20 protein-coding genes are annotated in these 26796 nt (G+C 60.4%); 10 read left to right on the top strand and 10 right to left on the bottom strand.

Features of this window, described 5'->3' with window-relative positions; translation table 11 throughout:
- Positions 1–64 precede the first annotated feature (64 nt).
- A complete protein-coding gene (locus BLW08_RS21745) occupies positions 65–1654 on the bottom strand; it encodes an MDR family MFS transporter (RefSeq protein WP_091328094.1) in 1590 nt (529 codons plus the stop codon).
- Between the two features lie 251 nt (positions 1655–1905).
- Between BLW08_RS21745 and BLW08_RS21750 the strand changes: the two genes are divergently transcribed.
- The 9 genes from BLW08_RS21750 (at position 1906) to BLW08_RS21790 (ending at position 12615) form a co-directional block, all read left to right on the top strand.
- Positions 1906–3120, top strand: coding sequence for a flavin reductase family protein (locus BLW08_RS21750; RefSeq protein ID WP_091328095.1), 1215 nt, complete (start codon positions 1906–1908; stop codon positions 3118–3120).
- Positions 3121–3199: 79 nt separating this feature from the next.
- Positions 3200–4198: a LysR family transcriptional regulator gene (locus tag BLW08_RS21755; RefSeq protein WP_091328097.1), complete on the top strand. Its 999-nt coding sequence runs from the start codon at positions 3200–3202 to the stop codon at positions 4196–4198.
- A 26-nt stretch (positions 4199–4224) separates the two neighbouring features.
- The gene (locus BLW08_RS21760; protein ID WP_091328098.1) at positions 4225–5358 is read left to right on the top strand and encodes an LLM class flavin-dependent oxidoreductase; all 1134 of its coding nucleotides are present in this window, start codon (positions 4225–4227) and stop codon (positions 5356–5358) included.
- On the top strand, positions 5355–7811 hold the full coding sequence (locus BLW08_RS21765) for a beta-glucosidase family protein (RefSeq protein WP_217639264.1): 2457 nt from the start codon (positions 5355–5357) through the stop codon (positions 7809–7811). Before BLW08_RS21760 ends, BLW08_RS21765 begins: the two co-directional genes overlap by 4 nt.
- A complete protein-coding gene (locus BLW08_RS21770) occupies positions 7808–8464 on the top strand; it encodes a TetR/AcrR family transcriptional regulator (protein WP_091328100.1) in 657 nt (218 codons plus the stop codon). The genes BLW08_RS21765 and BLW08_RS21770 overlap by 4 nt, the downstream gene beginning before the upstream one ends.
- A gap of 105 nt (positions 8465–8569) precedes the next feature.
- A complete protein-coding gene (locus BLW08_RS21775; RefSeq protein ID WP_091328102.1) occupies positions 8570–8872 on the top strand; it encodes a hypothetical protein in 303 nt (100 codons plus the stop codon).
- Between the two features lie 367 nt (positions 8873–9239).
- Positions 9240–10274 (top strand): amidohydrolase family protein, encoded by a 1035-nt coding sequence (locus tag BLW08_RS21780; protein ID WP_091328103.1) that lies wholly within the window; start codon positions 9240–9242, stop codon positions 10272–10274.
- Entirely contained in the window at positions 10271–11254 is a 984-nt protein-coding gene (locus tag BLW08_RS21785; RefSeq protein ID WP_091328105.1) for an ornithine cyclodeaminase family protein, read from the top strand. Before BLW08_RS21780 ends, BLW08_RS21785 begins: the two co-directional genes overlap by 4 nt.
- Positions 11255–11304: 50 nt before the next feature.
- The gene (locus tag BLW08_RS21790) at positions 11305–12615 is read left to right on the top strand and encodes an ABC transporter substrate-binding protein (protein ID WP_217639265.1); all 1311 of its coding nucleotides are present in this window, start codon (positions 11305–11307) and stop codon (positions 12613–12615) included.
- Positions 12616–12715: 100 nt separating this feature from the next.
- Here the strand turns inward: BLW08_RS21790 and BLW08_RS21795 are convergent, their stop codons facing one another.
- The 9 genes from BLW08_RS21795 to BLW08_RS21835 all read right to left on the bottom strand — a co-directional run bounded on the left by BLW08_RS21795 (position 12716) and on the right by BLW08_RS21835 (position 24088).
- Positions 12716–13735, bottom strand: a complete 1020-nt coding sequence (locus BLW08_RS21795) for a LacI family DNA-binding transcriptional regulator (protein ID WP_091328108.1) — start codon at positions 13733–13735, stop codon at positions 12716–12718.
- Positions 13736–13821: 86 nt separating this feature from the next.
- On the bottom strand, positions 13822–14577 hold the full coding sequence (locus BLW08_RS21800; protein WP_091328110.1) for a cupin domain-containing protein: 756 nt from the start codon (positions 14575–14577) through the stop codon (positions 13822–13824).
- Entirely contained in the window at positions 14574–15509 is a 936-nt protein-coding gene (locus tag BLW08_RS21805; protein ID WP_091328112.1) for a DUF6807 domain-containing protein, read from the bottom strand. Before BLW08_RS21805 ends, BLW08_RS21800 begins: the two co-directional genes overlap by 4 nt.
- Positions 15506–16609 carry a Gfo/Idh/MocA family protein gene (locus tag BLW08_RS21810; protein WP_091328113.1) on the bottom strand — a complete coding sequence of 368 codons (1104 nt, stop codon included), beginning with the start codon at positions 16607–16609 and terminating at the stop codon, positions 15506–15508. Before BLW08_RS21810 ends, BLW08_RS21805 begins: the two co-directional genes overlap by 4 nt.
- Positions 16610–16611: 2 nt before the next feature.
- A complete protein-coding gene (locus BLW08_RS21815) occupies positions 16612–17910 on the bottom strand; it encodes an ABC transporter substrate-binding protein (RefSeq protein ID WP_091328115.1) in 1299 nt (432 codons plus the stop codon).
- A gap of 56 nt (positions 17911–17966) precedes the next feature.
- Positions 17967–18890 (bottom strand): carbohydrate ABC transporter permease, encoded by a 924-nt coding sequence (locus BLW08_RS21820; RefSeq protein ID WP_091328117.1) that lies wholly within the window; start codon positions 18888–18890, stop codon positions 17967–17969.
- Positions 18883–19806 (bottom strand): carbohydrate ABC transporter permease, encoded by a 924-nt coding sequence (locus BLW08_RS21825; protein WP_091328231.1) that lies wholly within the window; start codon positions 19804–19806, stop codon positions 18883–18885. The genes BLW08_RS21820 and BLW08_RS21825 overlap by 8 nt, the downstream gene beginning before the upstream one ends.
- A 286-nt stretch (positions 19807–20092) precedes the next feature.
- Positions 20093–21235, bottom strand: coding sequence for a cadherin-like beta sandwich domain-containing protein (locus BLW08_RS21830; protein ID WP_175538797.1), 1143 nt, complete (start codon positions 21233–21235; stop codon positions 20093–20095).
- Positions 21236–21460: 225 nt separating this feature from the next.
- A complete protein-coding gene (locus tag BLW08_RS21835; protein WP_091328120.1) occupies positions 21461–24088 on the bottom strand; it encodes a carboxypeptidase regulatory-like domain-containing protein in 2628 nt (875 codons plus the stop codon).
- A 247-nt stretch (positions 24089–24335) separates the two neighbouring features.
- On the opposite strand from BLW08_RS21835, the gene BLW08_RS21840 reads away from it, so the two are divergent.
- Complete coding sequence (locus BLW08_RS21840) at positions 24336–26792, top strand: glycoside hydrolase family 2 TIM barrel-domain containing protein (RefSeq protein ID WP_091328122.1); 2457 nt, start codon at positions 24336–24338, stop codon at positions 26790–26792.
- Positions 26793–26796 lie beyond the last annotated feature (4 nt).

Below are 26796 nucleotides of genomic sequence, written 5' to 3' on the forward strand. Positions count from 1 at the left end.
TCATAATCGTAATTATGATTATGGTTAAGTTAGCCGCGGGTGACCTGATCGTCAAGAGCCCCCTCTATGCAGTGTCCTTCCGGTCCGCCAAGCGTTGCTCCGGCATGAAGATGGACAGCAGCACCCCCACGGCGAAGATGCACGCCAGAAGGCCGAAGATCGGTAGGAACGCATCTGTGTAGATGGTGGCAACTCCGGATTGGAGCGCCGGCGGGAGCTGTTGGACGGCCTGTGGATCGGTGATCATCGATGGCGGCAGACCAAGCTTGTTGTTAGCCGAACCCTGCGCGAGCATCGTCGCGAACAGCCCACCGAAGACAGCGGTACCTACCGTAACGCCTAGTTCGCGAAGGTAACCAAGAGAAGCTGTCACGCTTCCCACCACCGAATGCGGCATCGCATTTTGCGCTGCCACCACGGTGATTTGCATGAAGCTCCCCACCGCCAACCCCATGAGTGCGAGCAGTATGCCGACGACCGGAAGCGGCGTACCGGGCTGAAGGAACCTAAGGCAGATGGCCACCGCCGCAGCAAGGGCCGAACCGGCCAGGGGGAAAATCTTGTACCTCCCGGTGCGGCTTACAATCCAACCCGTGAGGTTGGTGGACACCATCATTCCCAGGACCATGGGCAGCAGAATCATCCCTGCAACGGACGCTGACGTGGAGTAAACCATCTGCACATAGCTGGGCAGGTACGCCACCACACTGAACAAGCCGGCTCCGATAACCAAGCCCAAACCGGCCGCATTAACCACAGGCCAGCTCCGGAACATCCCCATGGGGATCAAGGCGTGCTCACATCGAATCTCGACGACCACGAACAGCACCCCAGAGACAGCAGTCAGCCCACCGAGCCCCAAAAGAACCCCAGCCGGAGTCCCCGATTCGGTGGATAGCGAGATCATCGCCACCAAGGAACACGTGAAGATCACCATGAGCAGGGTGCCGGCCCAATCCACACCCCCGGCACCGCGGTTGGATTTGAGACGGCGGAGCGAAAACGCCATGGCCAAGGCCAGCAAGCCAACTGGGATGTTGATCCAGAACACCCATCTCCAGCCGACGGTGTCAGTAATGGCGCCACCCACCAAGGGGCTGATGACTGTAGCTACACCAAAAACAGATCCGAGCGGCCCAAGATACTTTGCCCGCTGACGGGGCGGAACAAGGTCCGCGATAATTGCCGGCGGCAGCACAGCCAGCCCCGCGCCGCCAAGCCCCTGCATGCCACGGAATAGTGAGAGTTGAATCATGTCCTGCGCGAAGCCGCACAACACGGATGACCCGAGGAAAATCGTGAGGGCGACCATGAGAAGTACGGGACGGCCGAAGCGGTCCCCCAGGCGCCCGTAGACGGGCATGCCTATTGTCATCGCCAGCGTGTACGCCGTGATGATCCAGGCCATATGGCGCGCGCCATCCAGTTCACCCACCACGGTGGGCAGTGCAGTGGCGACAATCGTATGGTCCAGGGCGCCCAGCAGGACGATGATCAGCAGTGCCGTATAGATGGGGCCAACCCGGACTTTCGGCCCCTGATGACCAGGCTCGGGCGTCTCCACGGACGGACCAGCCGCCGAATATCCGTCGATGCGAGGCTCACCCTGAGCAGGATCCGAATTGGTGAGTGGGGACAAGTTTGGACGGCGCACCGCAACCTCGTTCTGGGAGAGTCAACACATTGACTCGATACCGGCCAGATGCGCGTCCGGAGGAACGTTCACCCCGACCGACGGGCCATGAAGCCCCGGTATCCCAACGAACCTATCATCGGCCTCCGCTTCGGCGCCCAGGCATGGAGCATCGGAATTCGCGATAGCGCACATATTTTGGAACTATTTCCACACCCGCGTCTCCCCCGCGTTTACTGGAGGAAATCTCAACGAAGAGGAGAGCAAAAACGATGACCCAGAGCATCCGCGCTTCTACCGCCGAAACGCACGAAACCAGCCCCGAAAACGCTGCCTGGTTCCGCTACGTCCTCGGCCAATACCCCACAGGCGTCACCCTGGTTACGGCCGCACCCGGTGACGGTGACCGTGCCGGAATGGTGGTGGGGACTTTCAGTTCCGTCTCACTGGATCCACCGCTGGTGGCGTTCATGCCCGATGTCCGCTCGACGAGCTGGCCCAAGATCCGCGAGGCCGGTTCGTTCTGCGCCAACATTCTGACCGCCGGGCAGCAGGATGTCTGCCGGGCTTTTTCGCGCAAAGCCGAGGACCGCTTCAGCGCCAACCGATGGGGAGACACCCCGTCTGGCAGCCCGAGGCTTGAGGGGGCGGCCGCCTGGGTTGACTGCGACATTGAAGACGTCATCCGCTCGGGCGATCACGACATCGTCATCGGCCGCGTCAAAGCTCTGGGAGTGGGTTCATCCAAGGAACTGCCTCTGCTCTTCCTCCGCGGAGGCTATGGATCCTTCTCCATTCCGTCCATCGTTTCTCCGGCAACCGCGCTGACACGCCACGTTAAAGCAGCCGACGCAGCACGACCGGAGATTGAGAGCCTCGCGAAAACGTTGAAGCTCGAAGTCCTGGTGAGTGGCGTCGTCGACGACTCCGTCGTAGTACTTACCGCGGCCGGCGTGGACAGCTCGCCCGGCGGTTCGCCGTCCCGTGTCGGTGTTTCCTTCGGCCTTGCCGCCCCGCTGGCACCGCTTCATGTTGCATGGGCCGGCGAGGCTGCCGAGAAGCGGTGGATCGACAACGCCCGCGAAGTCTTAGGCGACGTCGACGCCACACTTGCCCATGCAGAACTGCAGCAGGTCCGATCCGCAGGTTACGCAATTTCCGTAGACGTGGGCGCGGCAGCCGAGTTTGAGCGAATCGTCCACATCCCGAGCGATACGGCAGCGCCGGATCTCAGCGGCGTTCTGCCTCTCCTCATCGAGCGGGCTGCATCATCCGGCCCCGCATCCTTGGACGATCCTGCAGGAGTAACATCCCTACACGCCCCGGTCTTCGATTCAGAAGGACAGGTTGCTGTGACGCTTACACTCAACGGATTCTCCGGAAACGACCCCCTGGCACGTCTGGAGGAGTGCCGCGACAGGCTTCTTACCTCAGCCAAGGCAATCTCCGCGGCGATCGGAGGTATTCCCCCGAGCCCCGCAGCTTAGGTCCGCGCTGGCTATTGACCCGGGCTGTGACGGCTCTCATAATTAGTATCAGTATTCTAATTCGAATTTGGAGAATCACATGGTCAACCTACTGACTGCGGACCTCAACCTTTTGGTTGCTTTGGACGCCCTGCTCGTAGAACGCAATGTCACGCGAGCTGGTGCAAGGATCGGAATCAGCCAGCCGGCCATGAGCTCGTCCTTGCAGCGCCTTCGCAGGCAGTTCGATGACCAGCTGCTGACGCGCGTTGGATCGTCTTACGAACTCACGCCCTTGGCGCAGGTCCTCAAGGAAGACGTCGCCCAGATCCTGCGCATGGTGGAACGGACGTTTGATGCCCAGGCGGTCTTTGACCCTGCGTTGTCGACCCGCAGTTTCCGGATCGTCACTTCGGACTACTGCCTCACCGCCCTCTCCGGAAAACTGATGACCATGCTCCAAGAGGAGGCGCCGGGTGTGCAGGTTCACTTTGATGCCGTCACACCTCAGGCAGTGGAACGCATCAAGGAGACGCTCCAGACCGCTGATCTCATGCTCATCCCCAAGGGTCATTTTTCCGGCTTCCCCCATATGGAACTGTTTACCGATAACTGGGTATGCGTGACTGGAGCCACGTCACAGGCAGGAACACTGACAGTCGAGGAAATGAGGGACGCACGCTGGGCCAGGCTTTTCGGCGCCGAAGTGGATTCGACACTGGCCGATCGCAGGGTGTACGACCTCCAGCTGGGCGAGAAGACGGACATCATTGTGGACAGCTTCCTGATGTTGCCTTTCGCGGTGGCGGGAACGGCACGTCTGGCCCTCGTCCAGGAGAGGCTTGCACGAATGCTGGCGTCCGTGGCCGGAGTCAGGATTATGCAGCTTCCCATCAGCCTTCCCAGTTTGGTGGAGTGTGCCTGGTGGCATCCTTCAAAAACCGCAGACCCCGGGCATCAGTGGTTCCGACGATTGGTGGCGCGCGCCGCAGCCCAGCTCGACTCCTCACCAACTGACCCTACTGTCCACAGATCTACAGAAAATCCCGAGGCAGAGCACCACGTGGAGCCGCAGACGGCTCAGCACGTTCTCGCCTGACACAACAAAACATTTCAGGAGTTTCCATGCATTTCTCTTTGTTCCTCACCTCCCGTTCCCGCGGCCCCGAGGAAGACCGTCCCGTCATGCAGGCCATGGTGGAGCATGCCGTTGATGCCGAACAGAAGGGATTCGACGCGGTCTTCCTCCCCGACCACCACTTCACCGGCTACGCTCCCCCCGCCAGCGACCCCTTCGTGTTCGCGGCCTACCTCGCTGGCAAGCTCGAACGAATGCACTTCGGATTCTCCGTACAGACCCTTGCGCTCCACCACCCGGTCCGTTTCGCCGAACGCCTGGCACTGCTGGATCAGTTGACTGACGGCAAACTCTTGGTGGGCGTGGGCAGTGGAACGACGCCCGAAGAGATGATCGGCTTCGGCGTGAACTACCAGGACAGCTCACGCCTGGCCAACGAAAACCTTGAGATCGCCGAGCGACTGTGGGCCAAGAAGCCGGGTGACGACCCCGTTGTCTTCGATAACGGCCATTACCGCGGCGCAGTCGTCTCACGCATCGTCCCCACGCCGTACACCAAGCCTGAACCGCGCGTCATGTCTGTCGCTGCGCGCCCCTCCAGCGTCGAGCGCGCCGCCAAGAACGCCCAGCCGGCCTTCATCCTCGCCTTCACACCACCAGTGATCGACAGCGGAAACGCTTATGAGGAAGTCAAGAAAAACTTCAGCATCTACCGCAGTGCCCTTGAGGCAGCCGGCCACTCGGATGAGGCCGTCAAAGCCGCGCTGGAGTGGACCACCCATTCTTACCAGCACGTGCACATTGCGGAAACGGATGAGCAGGCTGCCGCTGAAATGGACATCATCCTCGAGCAGTACCAGGAGACTGTAGAGCGCGAACACGCCGCCAACAAAGCAGCCGAAGAAATCAGCGGCGTAGACTTGCGCCCCACACCGGATGCGCGGACGGAGGGCTACAAGGGAACCTGGTGCCTCTACGGCAGCCCGGAGACCGTTGCGGCAGAGCTTCAGAAGTACGCAGATCTCGGCATTGGCAATGTCCTCATGGCAATCATGGGCGGACCGCTCACCGAAGAACGCCGACGCTTCACTGCCCAAACGATGCGTCTGTTCTCCGAGCGCGTTTTGCCGCTTCTGCCGGCCGCAGAGTCTGCTGATGCCGAGAAGGTCGCTGCGCTGTGACGGCGGGTGCTACCACTAGGGAAGCAGAAGCAAGTGACGCTGCCCCGGACCTCACTGGCGCAGAACTCACCGGCGGCCTGAACGGTTGGAGCACATCCGCAAGTGCAGTCATGGGAGTTGAGGAAATGGTCCTGCTGGACGGCCCCCTGGGGATCGTCAGCAAGGCCATGGACGAACGCGACACCTCACTGATCATGCCCTCCGGAACCGCCCTGGGCGCCACCTGGGACCCGGAACTGGTGTCGGATGTAGGCCAGGTCATCGGTCAGCAGGGCGTGGAACGTGGTGTGTCGGCCATCCTCGGACCCAACCTTAATATGCCTCGCTCGCCACTCACGGGTCGTGGATTTGAGATGTTTTCGGAGGATCCTTTGCTCACCGGCATTCTTGGTGCGGCCTGGGTTGACGGTGTGCAGTCGCAAGGTGTTGGTTCCTGTACCAAGCACGTCGTCGCTAATGACACAGAGACCGAACGACGCCGGATGAACTCCCGTGTGGAGCCGGCAACGTTGCGCGAAACGTACTTGCGGCCATTCGAAACTGCCGTCCGATCGGCCAATCCTTGGATGCTCATGATGGCCTACAACCGCGTCAATGGCACCCACTGCTCCCAGAACGCCGAGCTGATTGGCGTCTTGAAGGATGAATGGAAGTATGACGGCGTTGTAGTGTCCGACTGGTACGGCGTGGACGACACCGTCGCTGCTGCAAACGCAGGGTTGGATCTGGAAATGCCCGGACCGGCCACTCATTTTGGCGCTCGTTTCGGTGAAGCCGTCGCCGCCGGCGACGTTGCGCAACCGCGCCTGAGTGACGCCGTCGAACGTCTGACGCGGCTCGCGGACAGGACGGGGCGCCGCTCTGGCGGCACCTCGCCGGCACCGTCCCGCCTTCGGAGCCAACATGAGCAACGGGCGATCCTGAACAAGGCTGCTTCCCGGTCATTTGTTCTGCTTAAGAACAAGGACGATGTCCTGCCGTTGGATCTCTCGGGTATCAGGACGCTGGCCGTCGTGGGGCCCAACGCGAGCAAACCGTGCTTCCAGGGAGGAACGTTTGCGACGGTCCGCCCGGAAGGCGACGTGGTCTCTCCGCTGGAAGCTATCCGCGCAGCCGTTGGACCCGGCCTTGAGGTTCTCTATGAGCCCGGTGCCGCACCATCGTCGGCTCTGCCCCTGACCGATCTTGGCAGCACAGCACCAGACGGAACTCCGGGCGTTCTACTGGAAGTCCTTCCGGCCGGTGAGGCTGAAGACGTCCTCTACAGCGAGGTGCGCCAAGCATCAGCGTTCGTCTGGTTCGGTCCGGTTCCAGGACTGGGAGCCGGCGTTCCCGGCCGTGCCCGCATCACAGCAAACTTCACCTTTCCAAACGCCACCCGATGGACCCTGGGTGCGGGTGGGACGGGCGTCAGTTCCCTTCGGGTTGATGGGACGGAGGTGCTGGAGGTTCCTCCGCCCGCGCCCGACGACGTCATGGGTGTGGTGGCGCGCGCGGAAACCCAAGAGATTGCCCTCGAATTGCCTCAGGGCAAAGTTGAGGTCGTCGTCGAAATGGCCTTCCAGCCTGGGCGCGTGCAGGCCATCACTGCAGTGGCAACACCGGAAGAAGAGACCGACCCCCTGGCTGCAGCGGTGGACCTCGCGGCCCGTGCCGACGCTGTAGTAGTCGTCATCGGTGACCAGCAAGGGTCATCACGGGAAAGTGCTGACCGCACGACGGCGGCACTGGACACGGCCAGCGACCGGCTGGTTGCGGCCGTGGCTGAGGTGGCGACGGAAACTATTGTGGTGGTCAACGCGTCGCGGGCAGTTTTGCTGCCGTGGGCCGACAACGTCAAGGCCGTCCTGATGGCGTGGTTCCCAGGGCAGGAGTTCGGCCCGGCGTTGGCTGCTGTCTTGGCTGGCAAGGAGGCTCCTTCAGGACGCCTCCCGGTGTCCTTCCCCTGGCGTGATGAAGACATCCCCGGATGGGGCACCGGGCTGGACGCTGAGCTCACGTTGGACTATGCCGCAGGCGAACCCATGGGATACCGGCACTTCGAAGGATCAGGGCGGAAATCCCGTTACTCCTTCGGGTACGGGCTTGGCTACACCACCTTTGAGCTGGTGGACGCCGTAACGTCCACTAGCCCGACTAGGCAGGACCCTGCCGACGGCGTCGACGGGATCATTGTTCGGGCGACCGTCAGCAATACAGGCGACACGCAAGGTCGGGATGTCCTGCAGGCCTATGCCAAGGCGCCCGGCGAAGCGGACTTCAGGTTTGTTGGCTTCAAGGCCATCGATATAGCCCCAGGCGAAGCGGCCGAGGCAAAGATCGCCTTGGACCCCCTCGGGTTCAGGCGGTGGAATTCATCGAATGCGGAATGGTCGATCCCGTCAGGAGAATGGGAGATTCGCGTGGCACGGAATGCCTCCGACATGGGAATCCTCTGTAGGATCGCGTTGTGACCCTTCCGGAGACAAAGTCCCGCGAACCCAAGCAGGCCAGGAGCCGCCAGTCGTTTGAGAAGACGATCGAGGCGGCCCTGGCCCTGCTTGAAGAGCGGGGCAACGATGAATTCACGCTGGCGGACGTCAGCGCCCGCTCAGGTGTCTCCATCGGATCCATCTACGCGCGGTTCGAAGGCAAGGACGACCTCGTCAGCGTCGCCCACGGCCGGAAAATGGACGACATCGATGCCGTTTCCAGCCATTTGTTCGAGTCGCTCCCGTCCCATCCGGAGGATGGATTGCAGGCAATCGTCCGTGAGGCCATGGACAAGACCATTGAAGTACTCAGGCGGTACGCCGATATTCTTCGCCCCTTCATGCTCAGGGCGACCAACGATGAAACCATCTCGCAACGAGGTGCGGCATCACACGCAGTACTTGCGGGAAACTTCGCAACCGTGCTGCGCCAGTGGCCTGGCGGTTACCTCGGCCAGGATGAGATTGACTGGTGCTTTAACGTCGCTTACAGCGTGGTCGCCCGAAGGCTCGGCCTTGGGAGCACCATGGAAGGAAGCGGCAAGCTGGAGTGGCCGGAGATTTCGGAAAAGCTCGCCGGCATGGTGACTTCCTACCTGATGGCCAGTCTGCAGGACCCGATCGACACGGCATAACTGTCAGCAATACCGGCTATGCAAAAGCTCGTCTTCCTGACACTTCCCGCCTCTCGGCATAGTGGAAATAAGCACAAACTCACTGCCGATTGAAAGGAGTCCGCCATGCACGTTCGTGTCAGCCCCGGATCCGTAGCCCTGGACGAGCCCGACGATTGCACCAGCTTCAAGGTGCTGTTGTCCGAGGCGGCGAGGGATAACCTCCCCACTCTGCTAAAGACGACCTCCGCCGGCCAACTCGACGACGGTGACGTTCTAGTGTCTGTCGATTGGATCCGCAGCGAGTGTGCAGGCCGGATCGGTATGGGGTGGAACTACCGCTTCGCCAACATGCTGGTCTATGCGGCCGGCAAGGGTTGGCTGAGCGACGACGGCAGCCATGTTCGTGCCCACATTGAGGCTTACTGACAGGGTCACCGTGGACGAGGCAACCTGGCAGCGCCTCCCTATCCGACACGAAGGACGGGCTTCTGGCGACGGTACGCCGGAGAATGGAGGACCCGAGGATTCGCACCCGACTTTTCTCCTGACAGTCCAGTCCATTGGACGTGTAGCCACGTTCGTATTGCAGCGCGACCAGCCGTGGAGCGGCTGATCGAAGCCTGCCACAAGGCGTCCGCATTCGCGGGCGCCTTTTGTTGTCTATAGACGGACTTCCGGGGCCGCTAATTCGGGCGTTTCACGTCTCCCCCAGTTGGCGGAAAACGCCTTTGGTATTCAAGATACTTATACAGGCCGATATTTTGGCTCCATATCTTGTTAGCAGCGTCACAACATGCCATTTTGTATACCAGATAGCCATCTTGCCGAATTCAGCGGTATGGCTACTGACGAAAGGAATGGCATGACCCATTGCGAGGCCCCACCCCTCAGCACTCTCATCGATGTACATCATCACGCAACCCTTCAGGTAGTGACAAACAAACAAGAAGAGCTCGGCTTGACCGTTCCCGATTGGCTCCCCAAATGGTCTCCCGAGATTGCTGTGGACCGGATGGACGAGATCGGCACGACTGCTTCTGTCCTGTCGTTGCCAACAGATCTTGGGTTTCTACCCTCAAGCGAACGGCCGGCACTTATTCGCGCAATGAACGAAGAACTGACCCGACTCGTCTCGGAGCACCCCAGCCGCTTTGGTGCCTTTGCTTCGCTTCCCATGCTTTCTCCAGATGATGCGACTGCGGAGGCCGTCCGGGCCCTTGATGAGTTGGAACTGGAGGGAATTTGCATCCTTTCCAGTTACGACGGCGCCTACTTGAGCGACCCGCAGTATGTAGAACTGCTTGCCGAGCTCAACAAACGTCGGGCAGTGGTGTTCATACACCCCATTCTGGTGAAAGAGAAAGTGGCGGACCTTCCGCCAGCACTGCTCGAAGGTACTTTTGACACCACCAGGTTCGCCACCAAGATGGCAGCTGCAAACGCCTTCGAGCGTTTTCCAAACATTCGCTTTATCCTTCCCCACACAGGGGGCATGGTTCCGTACATCAAATGGCGCATCGCCATGTACGCACTCCAGGGCGATCTCTGGACGACCGAAACCGACCCTGCAGACTTCGATCGTGAAATTGCGAAGCTCGACGGCCTTTACTACGACACCACCCTGAATCTCGGCCCGCTGCAGCACCTTGAGCGGCCAGACCGCATCCTCTTTGGCACTGACATACCGTGGTGCTCCAAGACGGTCCTGCACCTTCAACGTGACAAGGTCTTCGAGCAGGCGGCCCAACTGGGCCCGGATAACGCCGAAGCGATAGCCTCTGGAAACGCGCTGTCCCTGTTTCCCAGGTTAGCGGAGCGCATCCGATGATCGTCCTTGCTGATTCCGAAGTGCTGCAACTGCTGGACATGCCGGCGGTCATCGATGCCGTCCGGCAGGCCCAGATAGACCACGCCATGGGGACCGCCGCCTTACCCGCTCCTTTGGCTGCAGCACACCCAACCGAAGACTCAATGTTCCTCTCCATGATGGCCGCCTCCAACCGGGACAACCTGGCAGTGGTGAAGCTGCTGGCAGACATTCCGTCCAACAGTAAGCGTGGGCTACCGACGCAACGGTCTACGGTGCTGGCTGTGTCGGCCAGCGACGGAAAGCCGGAAGCCGTTCTCTCGGGTCCGAGTCTGACCCGTTTCAGGACTGCCGCCGCCACTGCTGTGGCAACAAGGGCGCTTGCACGCAAAAACAGCTCAGTTGCGGGTTTCGTTGGAGCTGGCGCCCTGGCACACGCTCACTTGAATGCCTTGTCAACCGAGATGCCCATCCAAAAAGTTCTGGTCTGGAGCAGGTCGACCGAACGCAGACACGAATTCGCCCGCATAGCCAGGGAAAGAGGGTTCGAAGTGGACGTCAAGGAGAGCCCCGAGGAAATTGTGCGCGAAAGCGACATTGTTTGCACTCTCACGCCGTCCAAGGCGCCCGTAGTTCGCGGTGAATGGTTCGGGGCAGGCCAGCATGTCAACGCCGTCGGGGCTCCACCGAGAGCCGATCATCGGGAGATCGACACCGCCGGAATCTCCCGTTCATCGGTCTTTGTCGACAGCCTGCCGGGAGCCTTGGCCGAGTCAGGTGACGTCCTGATTCCGCTCCAGGAGGGGGCAATCTCACACGCCCATTTCAGAAGAGAAATCGGCCAGGTTTTGGCAGGCCATCACCCCGGGCGCGTATCCGATAAGGAAATTACGCTGTACAACTCCCTTGGGACCGGCCTCCAGGATCTTGCTGCTGCCCGCCTGCTTATCGATGCGGCCAAAAAATCAGGACTTGGAACAGAAATAGACCTCCTGAAATGAAACGCATTTCCCAACTCACACCTGCCAGGACCCTGAACGAAAGGTCACCCATGAAGAACCGACACACCAGTTCCCGAACGCAACGGAGTCTCGTTCGCCTTGCACCCGTAACTCTGCTGGCATTATTCCTGAGTGCGTGCAGCGGGACGCCCGAGGCAACGCCCACCGAAGAAACCGGGCCAGTCGAGATATTGCTGGCCACCCCCGCCTACGCGGGCGGCGACACGAACCCTTATGAACCCCTCATGGCGGCGTTTACCAAAGAGAACCCAAACATCACCATCAAGTTGGTGGAGACCCCCAACGATCAGCACGGTCAGACCATCAGGACGCAGCTTCAGGCCGGTAATGCTCCGGACATCTTCTACGTCACCGCGGGGAGGGGTATCAACCAGTCATTCGGCTCATTGGCGGACGCCGGATACCTTGAAGAAATTACCGGCCAACAGTGGGCTGCTGACACCGTGCCGGAATCGGCCCGCAGTCTCTATTTTGAAGACAATAAACTGTTTGCCATGCCTGTGGACCTCGCACCGCTTGGGCAGATAACGAATATCGGAGCTCTTAGGGACCTGGGCCTAGCTCCGGCCACAACGTTCCGCGAAGTTCTTGACCAATGCAAGCTAGCCAGCGCCGCGGGCAAGTCACTTTACGGGCTGGCGGGTGCCTCCGCCGCCAACAATGGTATGCACGCCATGCAGATAGCGGCCTCGACGGTGTACGCCCAGGACCCGGACTGGGATGCCAAGCGCGACAAGGGCGAAGCAAAGTTCGTTGGATCCGACTGGCAAGTTGTTCTCGAGCGCATACTCCAGCTCAAGAGCGCTGACTGTTATCAGGACGGCGTGGCCGGTGCTGGCATGGACCAACTGTTCCCGGCTGTGGCCCAAGGAAAAGTAACCGCGGCTTTTACTCCTGCAGGCGCCGTGGCCGCACTTCGTGCCCAAGTTACCACCGGAGAGTTTGACGTCAGCATTTTTCCGGGTAACGAGGCAGGAGACAGCAGGCTTCTGGCAACACCGGTCAACGCCTTGGCCGTGAATGCTGCAGGTAAACACAAGTCTTCGGCCCTGAAGTTCCTGGAGTTTCTCGCTAAGCCCTCGAATCAGGATGAACTGGCAAAGCTCAACGGCAACGTAGCCATGACGGCCGCACTGTCCGGTTCGATCCCCGCTCAATTCCCAACCCTGGAGTCATATTTCAAGGATGAATCGAGGATTGTCGCTCAGCCGAATCTTGTGTGGCCCAACAGCGGCGTCTTCGATGCTTTGGGCACAGGAGTCCAAGGTCTCCTGACTGGACAGGCAACGCCGGAGCAAGTGCTGAAGGCCATGGATGACGCCTACGACCGCGGAGAGTAGAGCCACAGGATAAAGGAACAACTGAACACATGATGGTCAGGGAGGCTGCGGGCTCTTCCGCAGCCTCCCTGAAGTCGAGAGCAGCGCCGTGTCCAGGGAACTATCCGGAGCGGACAGGCCCTACCGACTCACGGATCACCAGCTCCATAGGATCCAGGGTCAGCGCTTCAGAGGCAGAGTGCGTCCCACGGATTCTGGAGACGAGTTCGCGCATGGACCGCGCACCCAACGCTTCGAGGTCCATGTGGACAGTCGAAAGGGACGGGACCAGGAACGACGATTCCGCCATGTCATCCCATCCAAAGACGCTGACGTCGCGAGGGACCGCGATTCCGTGCTCATGGAGTGCACGCAGGACTCCTATGGCCATCTGGTCATTTGCCGCCACAACCGCAGTGACCTCGCGGAGAGCGGCGATCTTCTTTCCGGCCGCGTAGCCGGAGCCGGGAGACCAATCGCCTGCGGCTACACCCACTGATGTCAGTCCAAGTTCGGCGATCGCTTCCTCATAGGCGACTTTACGGTTCCGCGCGGAAGGCCACGCAGCAGGCCCGGCAACATGGAAGAAGTTCCGGTGTCCCAAGGAGGCCAAGAGCTCCACGATCTTCCCTGCGGCCGTGCCATCGGCAAGACTACCGCGGGCACGCATCTTGTTGTCATACTCTCCAGCCACCACGAGCGGAACAGCTGAATCAATGGCGGCTGACTTCGGCCGCGGGACGAACGACAGAATGCCGGCAATGTCCTCACCCGCGAGCAAGGTCCTCAGCTGAAGGGCCCGGGCTTCGACCGTTCCTTCCATGGCCACGACGTCCACCCGATAGCCAGCAGCGTGGGCCGCACCAGCGGCACCGGTCAGCATCCGTGCCGGGAAGTATAAGGATGCTTCAGGTACCACCACCACTACACGGTAAAGCTCGCGTGAACGCAGTGACCTGGCTGCGAGGTTCGGTGAGTAGTTCAGCTGCGCAAGTGCCTTTTCCACGCGTTCGGAGGTGTTGGCTTTCAGGGAGTCCTTGTTTTTGAGGTAGCGCGACACTGTCTGATGTGAAACACCGGCCAACTCAGCGACGTCATAGATCGTGGGGGCCTTTGCCCGTCCGATTGCTTCCTGCACCATCTCGTGGCTTCCCTTCACTCTTGATCCCGGCTCGGCGGGAGGGACCGGGCTCAAGCCTATCCCTCCCGCCACCGGTCGTGATCCGCTCAAGGTTCAGCGGGCTGGAGTGCGTGGCCTGTATCCCACTTCTGCAGCGTGCCGCACATACCAAAGATGGTTCCCGGACTGTTGGCTTCTGACCTGGCGACGGTCGCCTTGGCGAAATGGCTAGCCTGCCCTTGGGCGAGTTCCTGCAACCAGTCAGCTGTACGCTGGGACTCCGGGGTCACCGTCTCCTCCCACAGTGACTTCCATTCCGGTACCCTCCACTGGATAAGCCGGACGGCGTCCTGATGGAACTTCGCAAGGTACTCACCTTCCCCCGCAATGGCGGCTTCCTTCAAACGCTGGTATCCGGCCAAGGCCGCGTCTCGCCTGAAGCGGGCTGCGTCCTGGAGAGAGTCCGACGGCGACCCTCCAGTCAGCGAAGCAGCCCGCGCGTACCTGACGGGGTCGGCAACAACATCGGAGTCAAAGGTCAGCACGGCATCCCCGGCTTCAGGCAGCCCACCGTTCTGCATGATCGCCAGAATCTCCAGATCGCCGTCATTGACCAGACGATGAATGGTGCCGGGGCTGAACCACAGCAGATCGTTCGGAGCCAAGTCATACGACTCATAGCCTGACGTCCTGATGGTTTCCACCCGACCGGTCCCCGCCAGAACGAAGTAAGCCTCCGTGGAGGCTGTGTGCATATGCGGGGATCCCCCACACACGCCGTCAGCTGTTTCCCATTCGTACACCTTCAACCGGGTCAATCCGACGCCGCCCGGGAAAGCCGCCGAAAGCGTAGTCGTCGTCATGCTCCGACCTTTGCGGGCTCCGACAGCAGAGTCTCAGATGCCAACGACGCAAGGCTGGTCAGCCGCTCTTGGTTGGAGTCGCCGTCGGCAATCACCACAGCGTAACGGTTCACCATGGTGCTGCCAGCAGCGAATGTCACCTCCTGGCTGAAGAACGGGGCCGGACCAAAGCAAGCGAAAGGTTCCGACCTCGCGAACCACTCGGGAGGGTGTTGGGCGTTGGTCGTGGCATCGGCGATCAACACCGTGGAGTGCCGGCAACTGTCATCATGCTGCCCAACGAAGGCGAGCCACGGTCCCCGGGTTCCGCGCAAGGCTTCGCCGCTGGCGCCTCCCGGTCCCTCGATCCGGCCGCCGGCGAATTCGCGGGGGCCACGCCAGAACAAACCACCGTAGCCCGCATTTTCGCGGCCTTCCGTGGTGGGCGAACCGATCTGGATGTCGCGACCGGAGACGTTGGTCATGGCCGTTTCAAACACAAGGATCCATGCATCAGCCTCCGGCCCGGTTTCGATGCGGATGGTGCGGATTTCGTCCACAACGTGTTCGCCGGGCTGGGTCCACCAGCTCAGTTCATGCGAGAACTGAAAGGCGTTACCCGTAGCACTGGCTTCGAGAACGCGTTGGTGGCGCATGCGGCCGTTGTTGGGAAGCCACGTGTAATCGGTCTTTTTGCGGTAGCTTGGGCCACCCCAAAAGTTGTCGTCGCCGAAGTGCGGCAGTGACCACGCGATGCCCTTGTGCCAGACGTGGTCCCATGGACGGTAGACACTGACCACCTCACCTGCGGTGGTCCTCAGCGGGTGGAAGAACGGACGGGGCGATTCCCGCTGTTCGTCGCTGGCGTCATAGGTGTAGGTGGCGATCTCCTGGTCCCCAAGGGACACTGTCAGCGATTTTTCGTCGTCACGCCAGGTAATCGTGTTGCTCATGCGTTCAGTGCTTCCTCTTGTTTCCACGGTTCCAGGTGCCCGTCCATACGGGTGAAGAACGGGTTGGTTTCATTGATTTGCCCGCGGGCGATGGTGGTCCCGCTGACACTCGAGGCATAGATTGCCGCAGCAAGCTCCATGGTGGCGTAGGCGTCCGTAATGGAGACCGGCGGGTGGGTACCGTGCTGGATACTCCGGATCAGCGCTCGATACTGCGCGGCGTGACCGCTGGGGAAGTCTTCGCCGTGATTCCAGAGTTCGACGACGTCCTCCCGCCCGGGCGCCGGCGTGAGAGTCCAGTTGTTGTCGCTGTAGCCGTATAGGTGCTCCAGTTCCACCGTTGCGTTCTCGAAATCCAGGCGCGTGTAGGAGGTCTCGCGTGGTGAGATCACGGAGTTAATGACAGTCGCGATGGCTCCGGATTCGAATCGAACCACTGCGGCGGATGCATCTTCCGTGTCAGTTCTGCGGGCCAGCTTTCCAGCGAATGCCGTGACCTCGGCCCATGGCCCCCACAGGTGCAGGAGAAGATCGAACTGATGGATGCCGTGACCCATCGTGGGTCCGCCACCTTCGACATCCCAAAGGCCCCGCCATGGAACATCGAAATAGGGCTGGTCCCTGAACCACAGGGTATTGCAGGTACCTACTAATGGCTTGCCCAAGGCGCCGGAAGCCTGGAGCTCGAGCAGCCTTTGTGCCCCCGAACCGAAACGGTGCTGGAACACACAGCTGAGGGTTCCCGTAGAGGCAGCTTCTGCCTTCTCAAGTTCGCGCATCTGGCTTAGGGACAACGCCGGTGGCTTCTCGATCACCGCGTGCAACCCGTAGCTGAGCGCCTCAAGCGCCAACGGAAAGTGGCTTGACGGCGGGGTGCAGATGGCAACTAGATCCAGCCCGCCGCCGTCGACCGCTGCCGCAAGGCTTGCCGCCGTGCGGGTGACGCCCCACTTGTCCGCAAATTCCTGAGCTCGGGTTGCGTCCAGGTCAATGGCTACGGTCAGTTCAATCCCTGGTTGTTGCTGCAGGGCTTCGGCGTGGGCATTGGCGATGCCGCCGGTGCCAACAAAAGCGACTCGGATCTTTTTGGTGTCAGTCATAGCTACTTCCGAAGTGAGGAGGAAAGTTCGTCGATGAACGGCTGGGCGGCCTTCTCAGGTGTAGTGCGTTCGAAGAGGATGTCCGAGGTGTAGCGGCTGAGAATGTCCAGGATGGTGCTGCCGCCAGCGGGAGTAATAGGCGGTGCGGGCCGCACAGCGTCGGCGATGGAGTCCGTGAAGTCGATCGCAGCCTTGTCCGTGGCAGACAACTTGGGCCCGATGGCCTCCCGGATTTTGGTGTTGGCCGGGATGCCGCGTTCGGTCAGCATGACATCGCCGGCGGCTTGGCTGTTGGTCAGGTAGTTAAGGAATTTCTCCGCTGCTTTTTGGTGCTTCGTACGGGACGACACAGACCAGAACATGGACGCTTTGTAGTATGCGCCAGGTTCCTTGGCCTGTGATTCACCCGGAAGGCGCAACAACTTCAGCGGCTGTCCGCTGGCTGCAGAGTAGGCGGTGAGTTGGGTATTGAAGGAGCCGGAGAACCCCATCTGGTTCTTGGCGATGGCTGTCTGGTTCAGCGATGCCGTGGCGTTTTCCATAATCACGGAAGGTTTCGCTGCTGCTCCGGACTTGGAAAGGTCCTGGATGTTTTTCCAGAAGGACACCAGTGTCTCGGGCTTGATCACTACTTTGCCGGACTCGTCGTACAGCCTGTCGCCCTGCTGCCGGGCCCAGATGTAGAGGTCCTGGTCACTGTAACCGACACCGACGCCTGTAGCTCCCGCACCGCTTTGGCTGACCTGTTGCCCGATCTTCTTGTAGTCATCCCAACTCCACGTGGAATCGTCGGGCATGGCCACTCCGGCCTTCTCCAGGACAGCCGGGTTGGCAATGATGCAGTACGTGGCAACGCCCGTCACCAGCCCCACCAGTTTTCCGTCAACTTCGCCGCTCTTCAGCGTGTCGCCCTCAATGCTTGACGTGTCCAGATTGAGTTTCTTCAAGTCCAGCAGTGCACCACGGTCGCCGTACTCACGGACGTATTTCTCGTCCATCTGGATAATGTCCGGAGCGTCGTTGGCTGCCACTTGGGTGGCGAGTTTGTCCCAGTAGCCGTTCCAGTCGCCGTACTCCCCCACCACTGTGATGTTGGGGTTTTCGGCGTTGAATGCATCAATAACCTTCTGGGTGGCCTTTTGCCGTGCATCGCCGCCCCACCAGGAAAAGCGGATCGTAACGGGTCCTGTTTCCTCGGCGGCTGGGTTGGCGCCGGCACCACAGCCGGTGAGGAGGAGGGCTGAGGCAGCTGCGGTCGCCGACCATTGGAGGAGTTTGCGGCGGGTAGGTTGAGTCTTCATGAATACACCTTCCTTGGTGTGTTGTGGGGGGTGCCGTCGTTGACACCGAATTGCTCTTATTTGATGCCCGTGGTGGCGATGCCCTTGACCAGGAATTTCTGGCCGAGGAGGAACGCGATGAAGACGGGAAGCAGGGACACGATGGACATTGCGAACATGGCACCCCAGGACGTTGATGCGGTGGCGTCGATGAAAGCCCGGAGCGCCACCGGGACAGTGAACATGTCCGGATCCGTCAGATAGATGAGCTGGCTGAAGAAGTCGTTCCAGGTCCAGATGAAAGTGAAGATGGTGGTGGTGGCCAGCGCCGGGACCATGAGCGGCAGGATCACCTGCAGGAAAATCCGTGGGTGGCCGGCACCGTCAATCCTGGCCGCCTCGTCCAGCTCCCTGGGTATACCGCGGATGAATTGGACCATCAGGAACACGAAGAACGCATCCGTGGCCAGGAGTTTGGGGACGATGATCGGCCAGAAAGTGTTCACCCAACCAATCTGCGAGAACAGAATGTACTGGGGAACAATCACCACATGGAACGGCAGCATGATGGTCAGCAGCATCGCCCCGAAAAGCCACTTCTTTCCCTTGAAATTCAGCCTGGCGAACGCATAGGCTGCCATCGAACAGGAAACAAGGTTGCCGATGATGCACCCGAGGACCACGATCGCGGAGTTCAGCAAATACGTGGAGAAGGGGTTCGCCAGCGCATTCCAGCCGTCGCTGAAGTTGCTTGCCTCGAACGTCGTGAGCCATAGCCCAGGCTCCTTGAAAATCAGGTCGTTGGGTCGAAGAGAAGACACCACCATCCACAACAGCGGATAGATCATCAGCAGAGCCGAGAGAATCAGGATTATGTGCTTCAGTATCGCCCGCATACGAGTGGCTGCGGGGCTTCGTGGCCGCGACACTTTGCGGGGCGGGAGTTTGGCTTCCTTGCGACCCTCACTGGTTGGGGTGGGAAGAGCTTGAAGTTTAGTCATCGTAGAACACCCAGAACTTTGAGGCGTAGAAGTTGATGGCGGTAAAGGCGCCGATGATCAGGAGGAGTACCCACGCCATGGCCGAGGCGTACCCCATATCGAACTGGCCGAAGCCCTTCTGGTACAGGTACAAGGTAAAGAACATGGTGGAATCCGACGGTCCCCCTGTACCACCGGAGACGATGAACGCCTGGGTGAAGGACTGGAATGCTCCCACGATCTGCAGCACCAGGTTGAAGAAGATGATGGGGCTCAGCAGAGGCAGCGTGATGCGGAAGAACTGGCTGACTTTGCTGGCTCCATCCACTTGGGCGGCTTCGTAATACATGTGCGGGATCTGCCTCAGGCCGGCCAGGAAGATGATCATGGGACTGCCGAAGGTCCAGATGTGCAGGAGGATGATGGTGCTCAGCGCTGTGTTGGGGTCCGAGATCCAGCCTGGACCTTCAATACCGATCAATGCAAGGAACTGGTTCACCAAGCCCGTGGTGCCGAAAATCTGCTTCCACAGGATAGCCACGGCTACCGACCCACCCAGCAGGGAGGGCAAGTAGAACACTGAACGGTAGAAGGGCAAGCCCCTGATCCCTCGATCGAGGACCATCGCGATGAGCAGTGCCACTGCAAGCTGCAGGGGTACGCCCACCAGAACGTAGATGAAGGTCACCCGAAGCGAGTTCAACAACCGGGCGTCTTCGAACATTCGGACAAAGTTATCCAAGCCGACGAACGTCGGTTCCTGAAGCAGGTTGTAGTCGGTGAAAGACAAGTACAGGGATATGAGCATTGGGCCCAGCGTGATGGCCACCAGGCCAACCAGCCAAGGCCCCAGAAAGACCAGCGCGGCCTTCGTATCGCGACCCTCCGACTTGGAGCCCTGGCCTTTGAGCTTGCCCAGTTCTGACAATGCGCTCATGGTGCTGCCTGCTCTGAGCGGCACGTAGGTGTGCCCGTTGTTGACGATTTCATGGTTTCCTTACGCGACGGCCAGCCACAGCTTCGTGGGTCTGTCCGTCCTTGAATGCGGTATTTCGCTGTTCGTCCGGGATCTGATGTGATTCGGAGCCTTGAACCGGCGGAAAGTGATCGGTAACACAATTATTTGTGATCGATCACATTAAGTCAACGGGTGATCGATCACTATTTTGATTATCGCCGCCGGCGGGACGATGCAGCTGCCTGCCCCGTCCCGCCAGTAGTGGTTACGGCACAGCCACCTTCAGCGGTTTGGACGAAGTTTCGCCCGCGTGGTTGGCGAAAACGGCGGTTACTACGTGCTCCCCGGATGCCATGGTGAGAGGCGTCTCTACATGCTGCGCATTGGGAGTCGACGGCGCAAGGGCACCTTCGGCAACAAGCACACCATTGTCAAAGATCCGGTAGGAGGAGGCATTGGTGCCCCACCAGAGGTCGGCCACCACCGTGCGCTGCGCTCCGCTTCCTGCGACCCGAACGACGGGCTGGCCCGGCGCCGCGTCCGCTACCTTGACGGCGACCGTTGTCGTTGCTGTGGAACCAGCTGAATTCACCAGTTCACCGGTGTAGGCATATGTCCCGTTGAGACGATTGCTGATGTCAACGGTGGCATTCTGGGCGCTCACCCCGTCGGCGGTCAGAGGAACCGTCGCCATCAATACGCCGTTCTCAAAAAGCCTGAACGTCCGCGCGTTGGTGCCCCACCAGAGGTTCATCGTTACCTGGAAATTGCCATCGTGAAGACCATGGGCCCAGCCGCTCGTGGTGGACAGGACGCCGCATGCAGGCGGAGCAGGATCGGTCACTGGCGGTGCAGGAACCGAGACAATCAACGAATACACAGTGCGCGCGGTGCCATCTGCTGATGCCACAGCGATCTTCACTACCTGCCCGTCAACAACAGCGAGAGCGTGCCCGGTGCCGCTTTGTACCGACGTCCCGTCCACATCAAGTTCTGACTGGGTCGCGGTGGTTGTCGGAATGACCGTCAGGGAGGTACTCCCTGACGGCAGCTCAACCGAGTACTCCTCCGTGTCGGAGGTGAATTCCGGCGAAAGATTGGATCCCGTCACGGACAGTTTGGATAGTGTTGCGTCCGCATCGAGGAATCCGCGCTCAACCACCACGCTGTACTCCTGGCGCGTAGTACCGTCTTCGGCCGTCACCACCACGGGTATGGTGTTGGTTCCTTCCACCAGCGCCAGCGGCTCCGACTCCACACCCGGTTGGACCGGGACGCCGCCAATCGTAATTCCAGCCACGGCGGCCGCCGTCGGGGTCACAGTGATGCGCAAGTGATCCGTGCCGGCTGGAACAGCTGCGTGCCACGTGTTGCCCGAACGAGCTGCTGCAGCGACGTCCGTAGCCAAGGTCGCAATGCCTGCGTCGTTTCGATCCCGGTCGGTCCCTTGGAGGACACGTACGTCGTCGAAGTGCAGTGAGCCCGTATTGGAACTATTGGCATACCACTCAATCCGGGCAACCCCGCCCGTCAGGGGATTGCGGAATCCTACGTCCGTGAAAATCCGCCTGCCGTCGATGAGCAGGCTAAGGCGCTGGTTGACAGTATCCAGCTGGAGCGTGATGGTGTACCACTAGCCCGGCTCATAGGGCTGCAGCTCAGTGGATTGTGTCCCCTGGTAGGCGATGATCTTGCCCTTGCTGAAACCCACGGACGCGGCGATTTTTCCGTCACTCCCATAGATGTAGGGTGCACTGAACCAATTCCCGCCCGACCCTGATGCATCGTTGCGCATGACCCTGGCCTCCACGGTGACCAACCCTGTGAGCGGCTCTGAATAATTGCGCTGGACGCTGGTGGATCCCGTAGTCGAGGTTCGGGTGATCTTGGCCGCACGCTGATCTCCCACATCCACCACCGACACCGATCCCCCGGATGGGTTGACGGTGTACCCGTCCGCGCCGGCGAAGGGCCCAAGTGGCTTGCCTGACATGTCATCTGCGAACAGAACCGTCGGCTCTATGGGCTGCAGTAGCAGCGCCCTGACCGGAGTGTCACCGCCTGGATCAACCACGACGCCGGTAGCCGAGGCAGCGCGACGGTCACCCGCCGTCGCCGTTACTGAGTACCCCTCACCAATGGGGGTCTCCATCCGGTAAGTGCCGGCAGCATCGGTTGTGGTACTGGCCGCCATAACGGTTCCGCTTCGGATTTCGACGGTCGCCCCAGCCAGAGGCGATCCCGTCTCATCGAACACTGCCCCATGAACGGTTCCCACGTTTGATGTGGACTGAAGCGGCAGGTCAGCAACGGACGACGTGCCCTTGGCTACTGAGACGGTGATCGGGCTTCCCTGGTAACCCGGCTTCTCAGCGGCGACTACTGCATCGCCGAACTCAACCTCCGCAAGGCGATACCAACCAGCGGCATCGGATGTCGCCGACCGTCCTTGACCGTTGACGGTCGCCGTGACGGATGCGCCAGCGATACGGCGGCCACTGGCATCCGCTACGAACCCAGCGATGCTCTCGGTCGTTGCAGCCTCGGGTGATACGTATTCAATGGCGCCGAGGTCGCGCGGGCCTACGGGTTCCCGGCCCGCATAATCCTCTGGCGCGGCCTCGGGCACGTCAATACTGCGGTTCACACCCAGCGATCCCGACTGCACGGCATAACCGAGTGCCGTGGCGAGCTGCGGGCCGGATGCAGGCGTTCCGAACGGGCCAGCCACGTTGGGCGCAACAAATCCGGCATCCCCCACGAGTGCCTTGGTATCTCCGGCAGGAATCATCAGCGCCGCTCCGGAATAGAGATTGTTTCGATACGTGATGGTGGGGCTGGTGGTGAGTGTCGCATTGGCCACTGTGGAATGAATGACGTTGTTTGCGATGTCATACTTTGCATCGAGCGAGCTGCCGTAGCCATAGATCAGCTGCTGCGAGATCGTGTTGTAGATCGTGTTGTTGTAAATCCGGGCTGTGGCTGACCGGTCGGAATGCAGGTAGATCGGGTGGCGCTCGTTCTGGGCGATCACGTTGTTACGGATGATCGCGTCACCGAAATCGAATTGGCAGATCAGGATTCCGTCGCCATTGCCGTGCACATAGTTGTACTGTATGAGCTGCTTGGTGGTGGCCCTGTCAGGGTCGATGCCGCTATGGTCCGCCCCGCCAGCCTTCTTTTGTGTTTCGTAGACCTCGTTGTACTGAATGGTCACATCGTCCGCGCTGTAGGTCTCGATTCCCACAGTTCCCGCCCGGTAAACAGTGTTCCGCTCGATCAGACCGCCGCGGACGTTGGTCATATAAATGCCGTTGCAGGCGTAGTCGCTGCCATCCTGACGGATGTAATTGCCCCGGACAGTGACATCGGTGTGCGGAGCAAACTTAGGGTCCGTGGGCGATGTGCGGGTTCCCCAACCGGTTCCCGCTGCGATGAGGTTGCCCTGGGCATCCCGGCCATCGCCGGTGTACTGCTTGATGGTGATGGCGGCAAAAGACGTGTTGATGACGGATGAATTCTGGATCAGGATATCGTTCAAAATTGTCGCCGTGCTTGGTGGATTCAGAACGTCGGGGACCGTGGTATCAAAGACGATGCCGCCTGTCTTCTTGGAGCCGTCCCAACCAGTCTTGAAGTTGATTCCAGGCTCGTTGTTTGCCACAGAACCCGAGATCCAATTAACCTCGCCGGTCACGTCGTGTACGTCCACACCGTCAACGACGAAGCCGGACAGGGAGGCGGAGTTGTCACCCGACACATGGATGCCCCGCAAGTCAGCCAGATTGTCGGCCTCAGACGCCCCGCCGACGCGCTGGTTGCTGATATCCAGATCACGGATGACCCAGTGCTGCTGATTGAAGAGACGAACGGCATCGTTCACCTCGCCGGCGCCGCGAATCGCTGGCTTGGCCCCCTCCCCGTACCTTCCGACTTCGATCGGCGCCGCTTCGGTACCGGAACCCTTGGGCCACAATTGGCCCGTCCATGAGTCGCCGGACTGCAGCAAAATTCGGTCGCCCGGCGTAAATGTTGTTGCCGACACCTTGTCCAGCGTGCGCCATGCACTCTGTGGTGACCGACCATCACCACTGTCATCCCCCTCGGCGTCGAGGTAATAGACGGATGTTGTCGCGGCGCTGCCGACATCCGGCGTCACCGCATGGCTTCCTGCCGGAGTGGGCAGCGAGCCCACCAAACTGAACGCAATGCCAACGAGGGCTGTGGCGCCCGCGCCACGTCTACTTCGGGAATGGGACATCGTTGTTCCTTTTCTTGAAGGGGAATGTTGCCGGCGACGGTTCGGAAAAGACGCCGGAGTTCCAGGCGGGGTTCTGCTGCGAATGGTTGGCGTGAGGGGTGCGGAGGACACTATCGACCACGAAGGCTCGGGTTTGCAGACATGCTTGTGAGCGCTAACATAATTATGGTTATCGATCACTTTCCTGTCAACGGATTCGTACTCGTTGCTTTGGAAAGCCCGACGTTCGCTGTCAAAGGAGAAAGCAATGAGCCGTGTCAGCTTCAATGACGATTGGTCTGTACGGCCAAAGGTCAGCATCTTTGCCGACCAGCCCGGTGTTAGCGCCGGACTGGAGGTGACGCTGCCCCACGACGCCATGATCGGTATGCAGCGCAGCCCGGCCGCCGGCTCAGGATCACACGGAGGCTATTTCCCGGGTGGCGCGGTGGAGTACTCAAAGACCTTCAGAGTTCCCGAGACCTACCGGCAGAAGCGCTTGTCGCTGGAATTCCACGGCGTCTACAGAGACGCCATGGGGTTCGTCAACGGCCACTTCGCCGGACAGCGCCCTTTCGGATACTCAACCTTTGAGATCGCCATGGATCCGTACCTTAAGTACGGGCAGGACAACACCGTGCGGGTTGAAGCGCGGGCACACGAGGACTCACGGTGGTACTCCGGACTGGGCATCCACAGGGACGTCTTCCTTACAGTCGCCAACCTCGTCCACGTGCCACGGAACGGCATACAGATTACGACGCCGGACATCACCGCCGGGCGCGCGGTCACGGTGGTTGCCACTACAGTCCACAACGCCGGTCTGCAAACAGTCACGGTAGACGTCGCCACCGAAATCATGGATGCCCGCCAGCAACAGGCTGCAAGGGACACGACCCCGGTCACGGTGCTTCCAGGCGAACGGGCCGTCGTCCGGCAAAGGATGTACGTCCGCGACCCCAAGCTCTGGGACGTCGAGGCTCCACACCTCTACACGGCCACCACCACCATCCTGCTCCTCGACGAAGTAGTGGATGCGAGCATCACGTCATTCGGCATCCGTTTCCTGCAACTGGACCCGGAGTCCGGCCTGCAAATCAACGGCACCACCATAAAGCTTCGGGGCGCCTGCATCCATCACGACAACGGCATTCTGGGAGCCGCTGCAATCGGTCGTGCCGAGGAACGGCGTATCGAGCTCCTGAAGGAAGCTGGCTTCAACGCAATCCGCAGCTCCCATAACCCGATAAGCCAAGCCATGCTCGATGCCTGCGACAAGCATGGGATGCTGGTGATGGACGAGACCTTCGACGTATGGACCGAGGGTAAGTCTTCTTTCGACTACTCACTCAATTTCGCTGACTGGTGGGAGCGGGACGTCGAAGCCATGGTGGCCAAGGACTTCAACCATCCCAGCGTGATTTTCTACTCCATCGGCAATGAAATCCCCGAGACAGGCACAGGCCATGGTGCTGGATGGGGCCGGAAACTGGCAGAGAAAATCAGGTCCTTGGACAGCACGCGATACCTTACCAACGGCATCAACGGCTTCGTGTCCACCCTCAGGGACGGGACCGCTCCCCCGCGTGAGGACGCATCGGTCGCCCCTACGCAAGGTGTCAACGACGTGATGAACCAGGCCGCCGAATTTATGAACAACGTCAGCGCCTCACCCGTGGTGACGGAAAGAACCGCCGAGTCGCACGCCGTCGTGGATGTCGCGGGCATGAACTACGGCGAGAGCCGTTATCTCATGGACCGCGACCTTTTCCCTCACCGGCTCATCGTCGGCACTGAAACCTATCCGGGGCGGATTGCCGCCAACTGGGAAATGGTGACGGGAAACTCCCACGTGATTGGCGACTTTACCTGGACCGGCTGGGACTACCTCGGTGAAACCGGCATCGGCAGGGTCCGCTATGAGGAGGATAAGGAATTCGGCGCGGCATATCCTTGGATCGCAGCGTGGTGCGGCGACATCGATATCACCGGGCATCGCCGCCCCGCATCATACTTCCGGGAGATTGTGTTCGGACTTCGGGACAGGCCATACATCGCAGTCCACCGCCCTGAACATTACGGTCTCGATGCCGGGGTTGGACAGTGGGCGTGGAGCGACTCCATCTCCAGTTGGACGTGGAACGCCAACATCGGCGCCCCAGTCCGCGTGGACGTCTACAGCTCTGCCGACGAAGTGGAATTGCTGATCAATGGGCGGTCGGTTGGCCGGCTCCCTGCCGGCAGGAACCACTCCTGCCAGGCCTCGTTCGACGCCGTCTATCACCCGGGCGAGCTGACCGCCGTCGCGTACGTCAACGGTAAGGAACAGTCGCGCGAGACCGTCCACACGGCAACCGGGGCCATCCGCCTCCATGCCCGCGCTGAGAGGACCGACATTCATGCCGATAGCAGCGACCTTTGCTACATCACCTTGGAATTCATCGATTTCCAAGGAAACCTGGCCACCACCATCGAAGAACGACTCCACATCACCGTCGAGGGTCCCGCAGTTCTCCAGGCTCTGGGCAGCGCACGCCCGGACACAAAGGAAAGCTACACCAGCAACAGCCACATGGCTTTTGACGGACGCGCCCTGGCGATCATTCGACCAACCGGCACAGGGACGATCGTTGTCACGGCCAAAGCGAACGGGTTCCAAGACGCCATCATCGTTGTGCAATCCATGTTCACAGACAGGCGTGCCTCGCCGTCCACTACGTTCTGATCAG

The sequence above is a fragment of the Arthrobacter sp. cf158 genome, assembly GCF_900106835.1.
Taxonomy (GTDB): Bacteria; Actinomycetota; Actinomycetes; order Actinomycetales; family Micrococcaceae; genus Arthrobacter.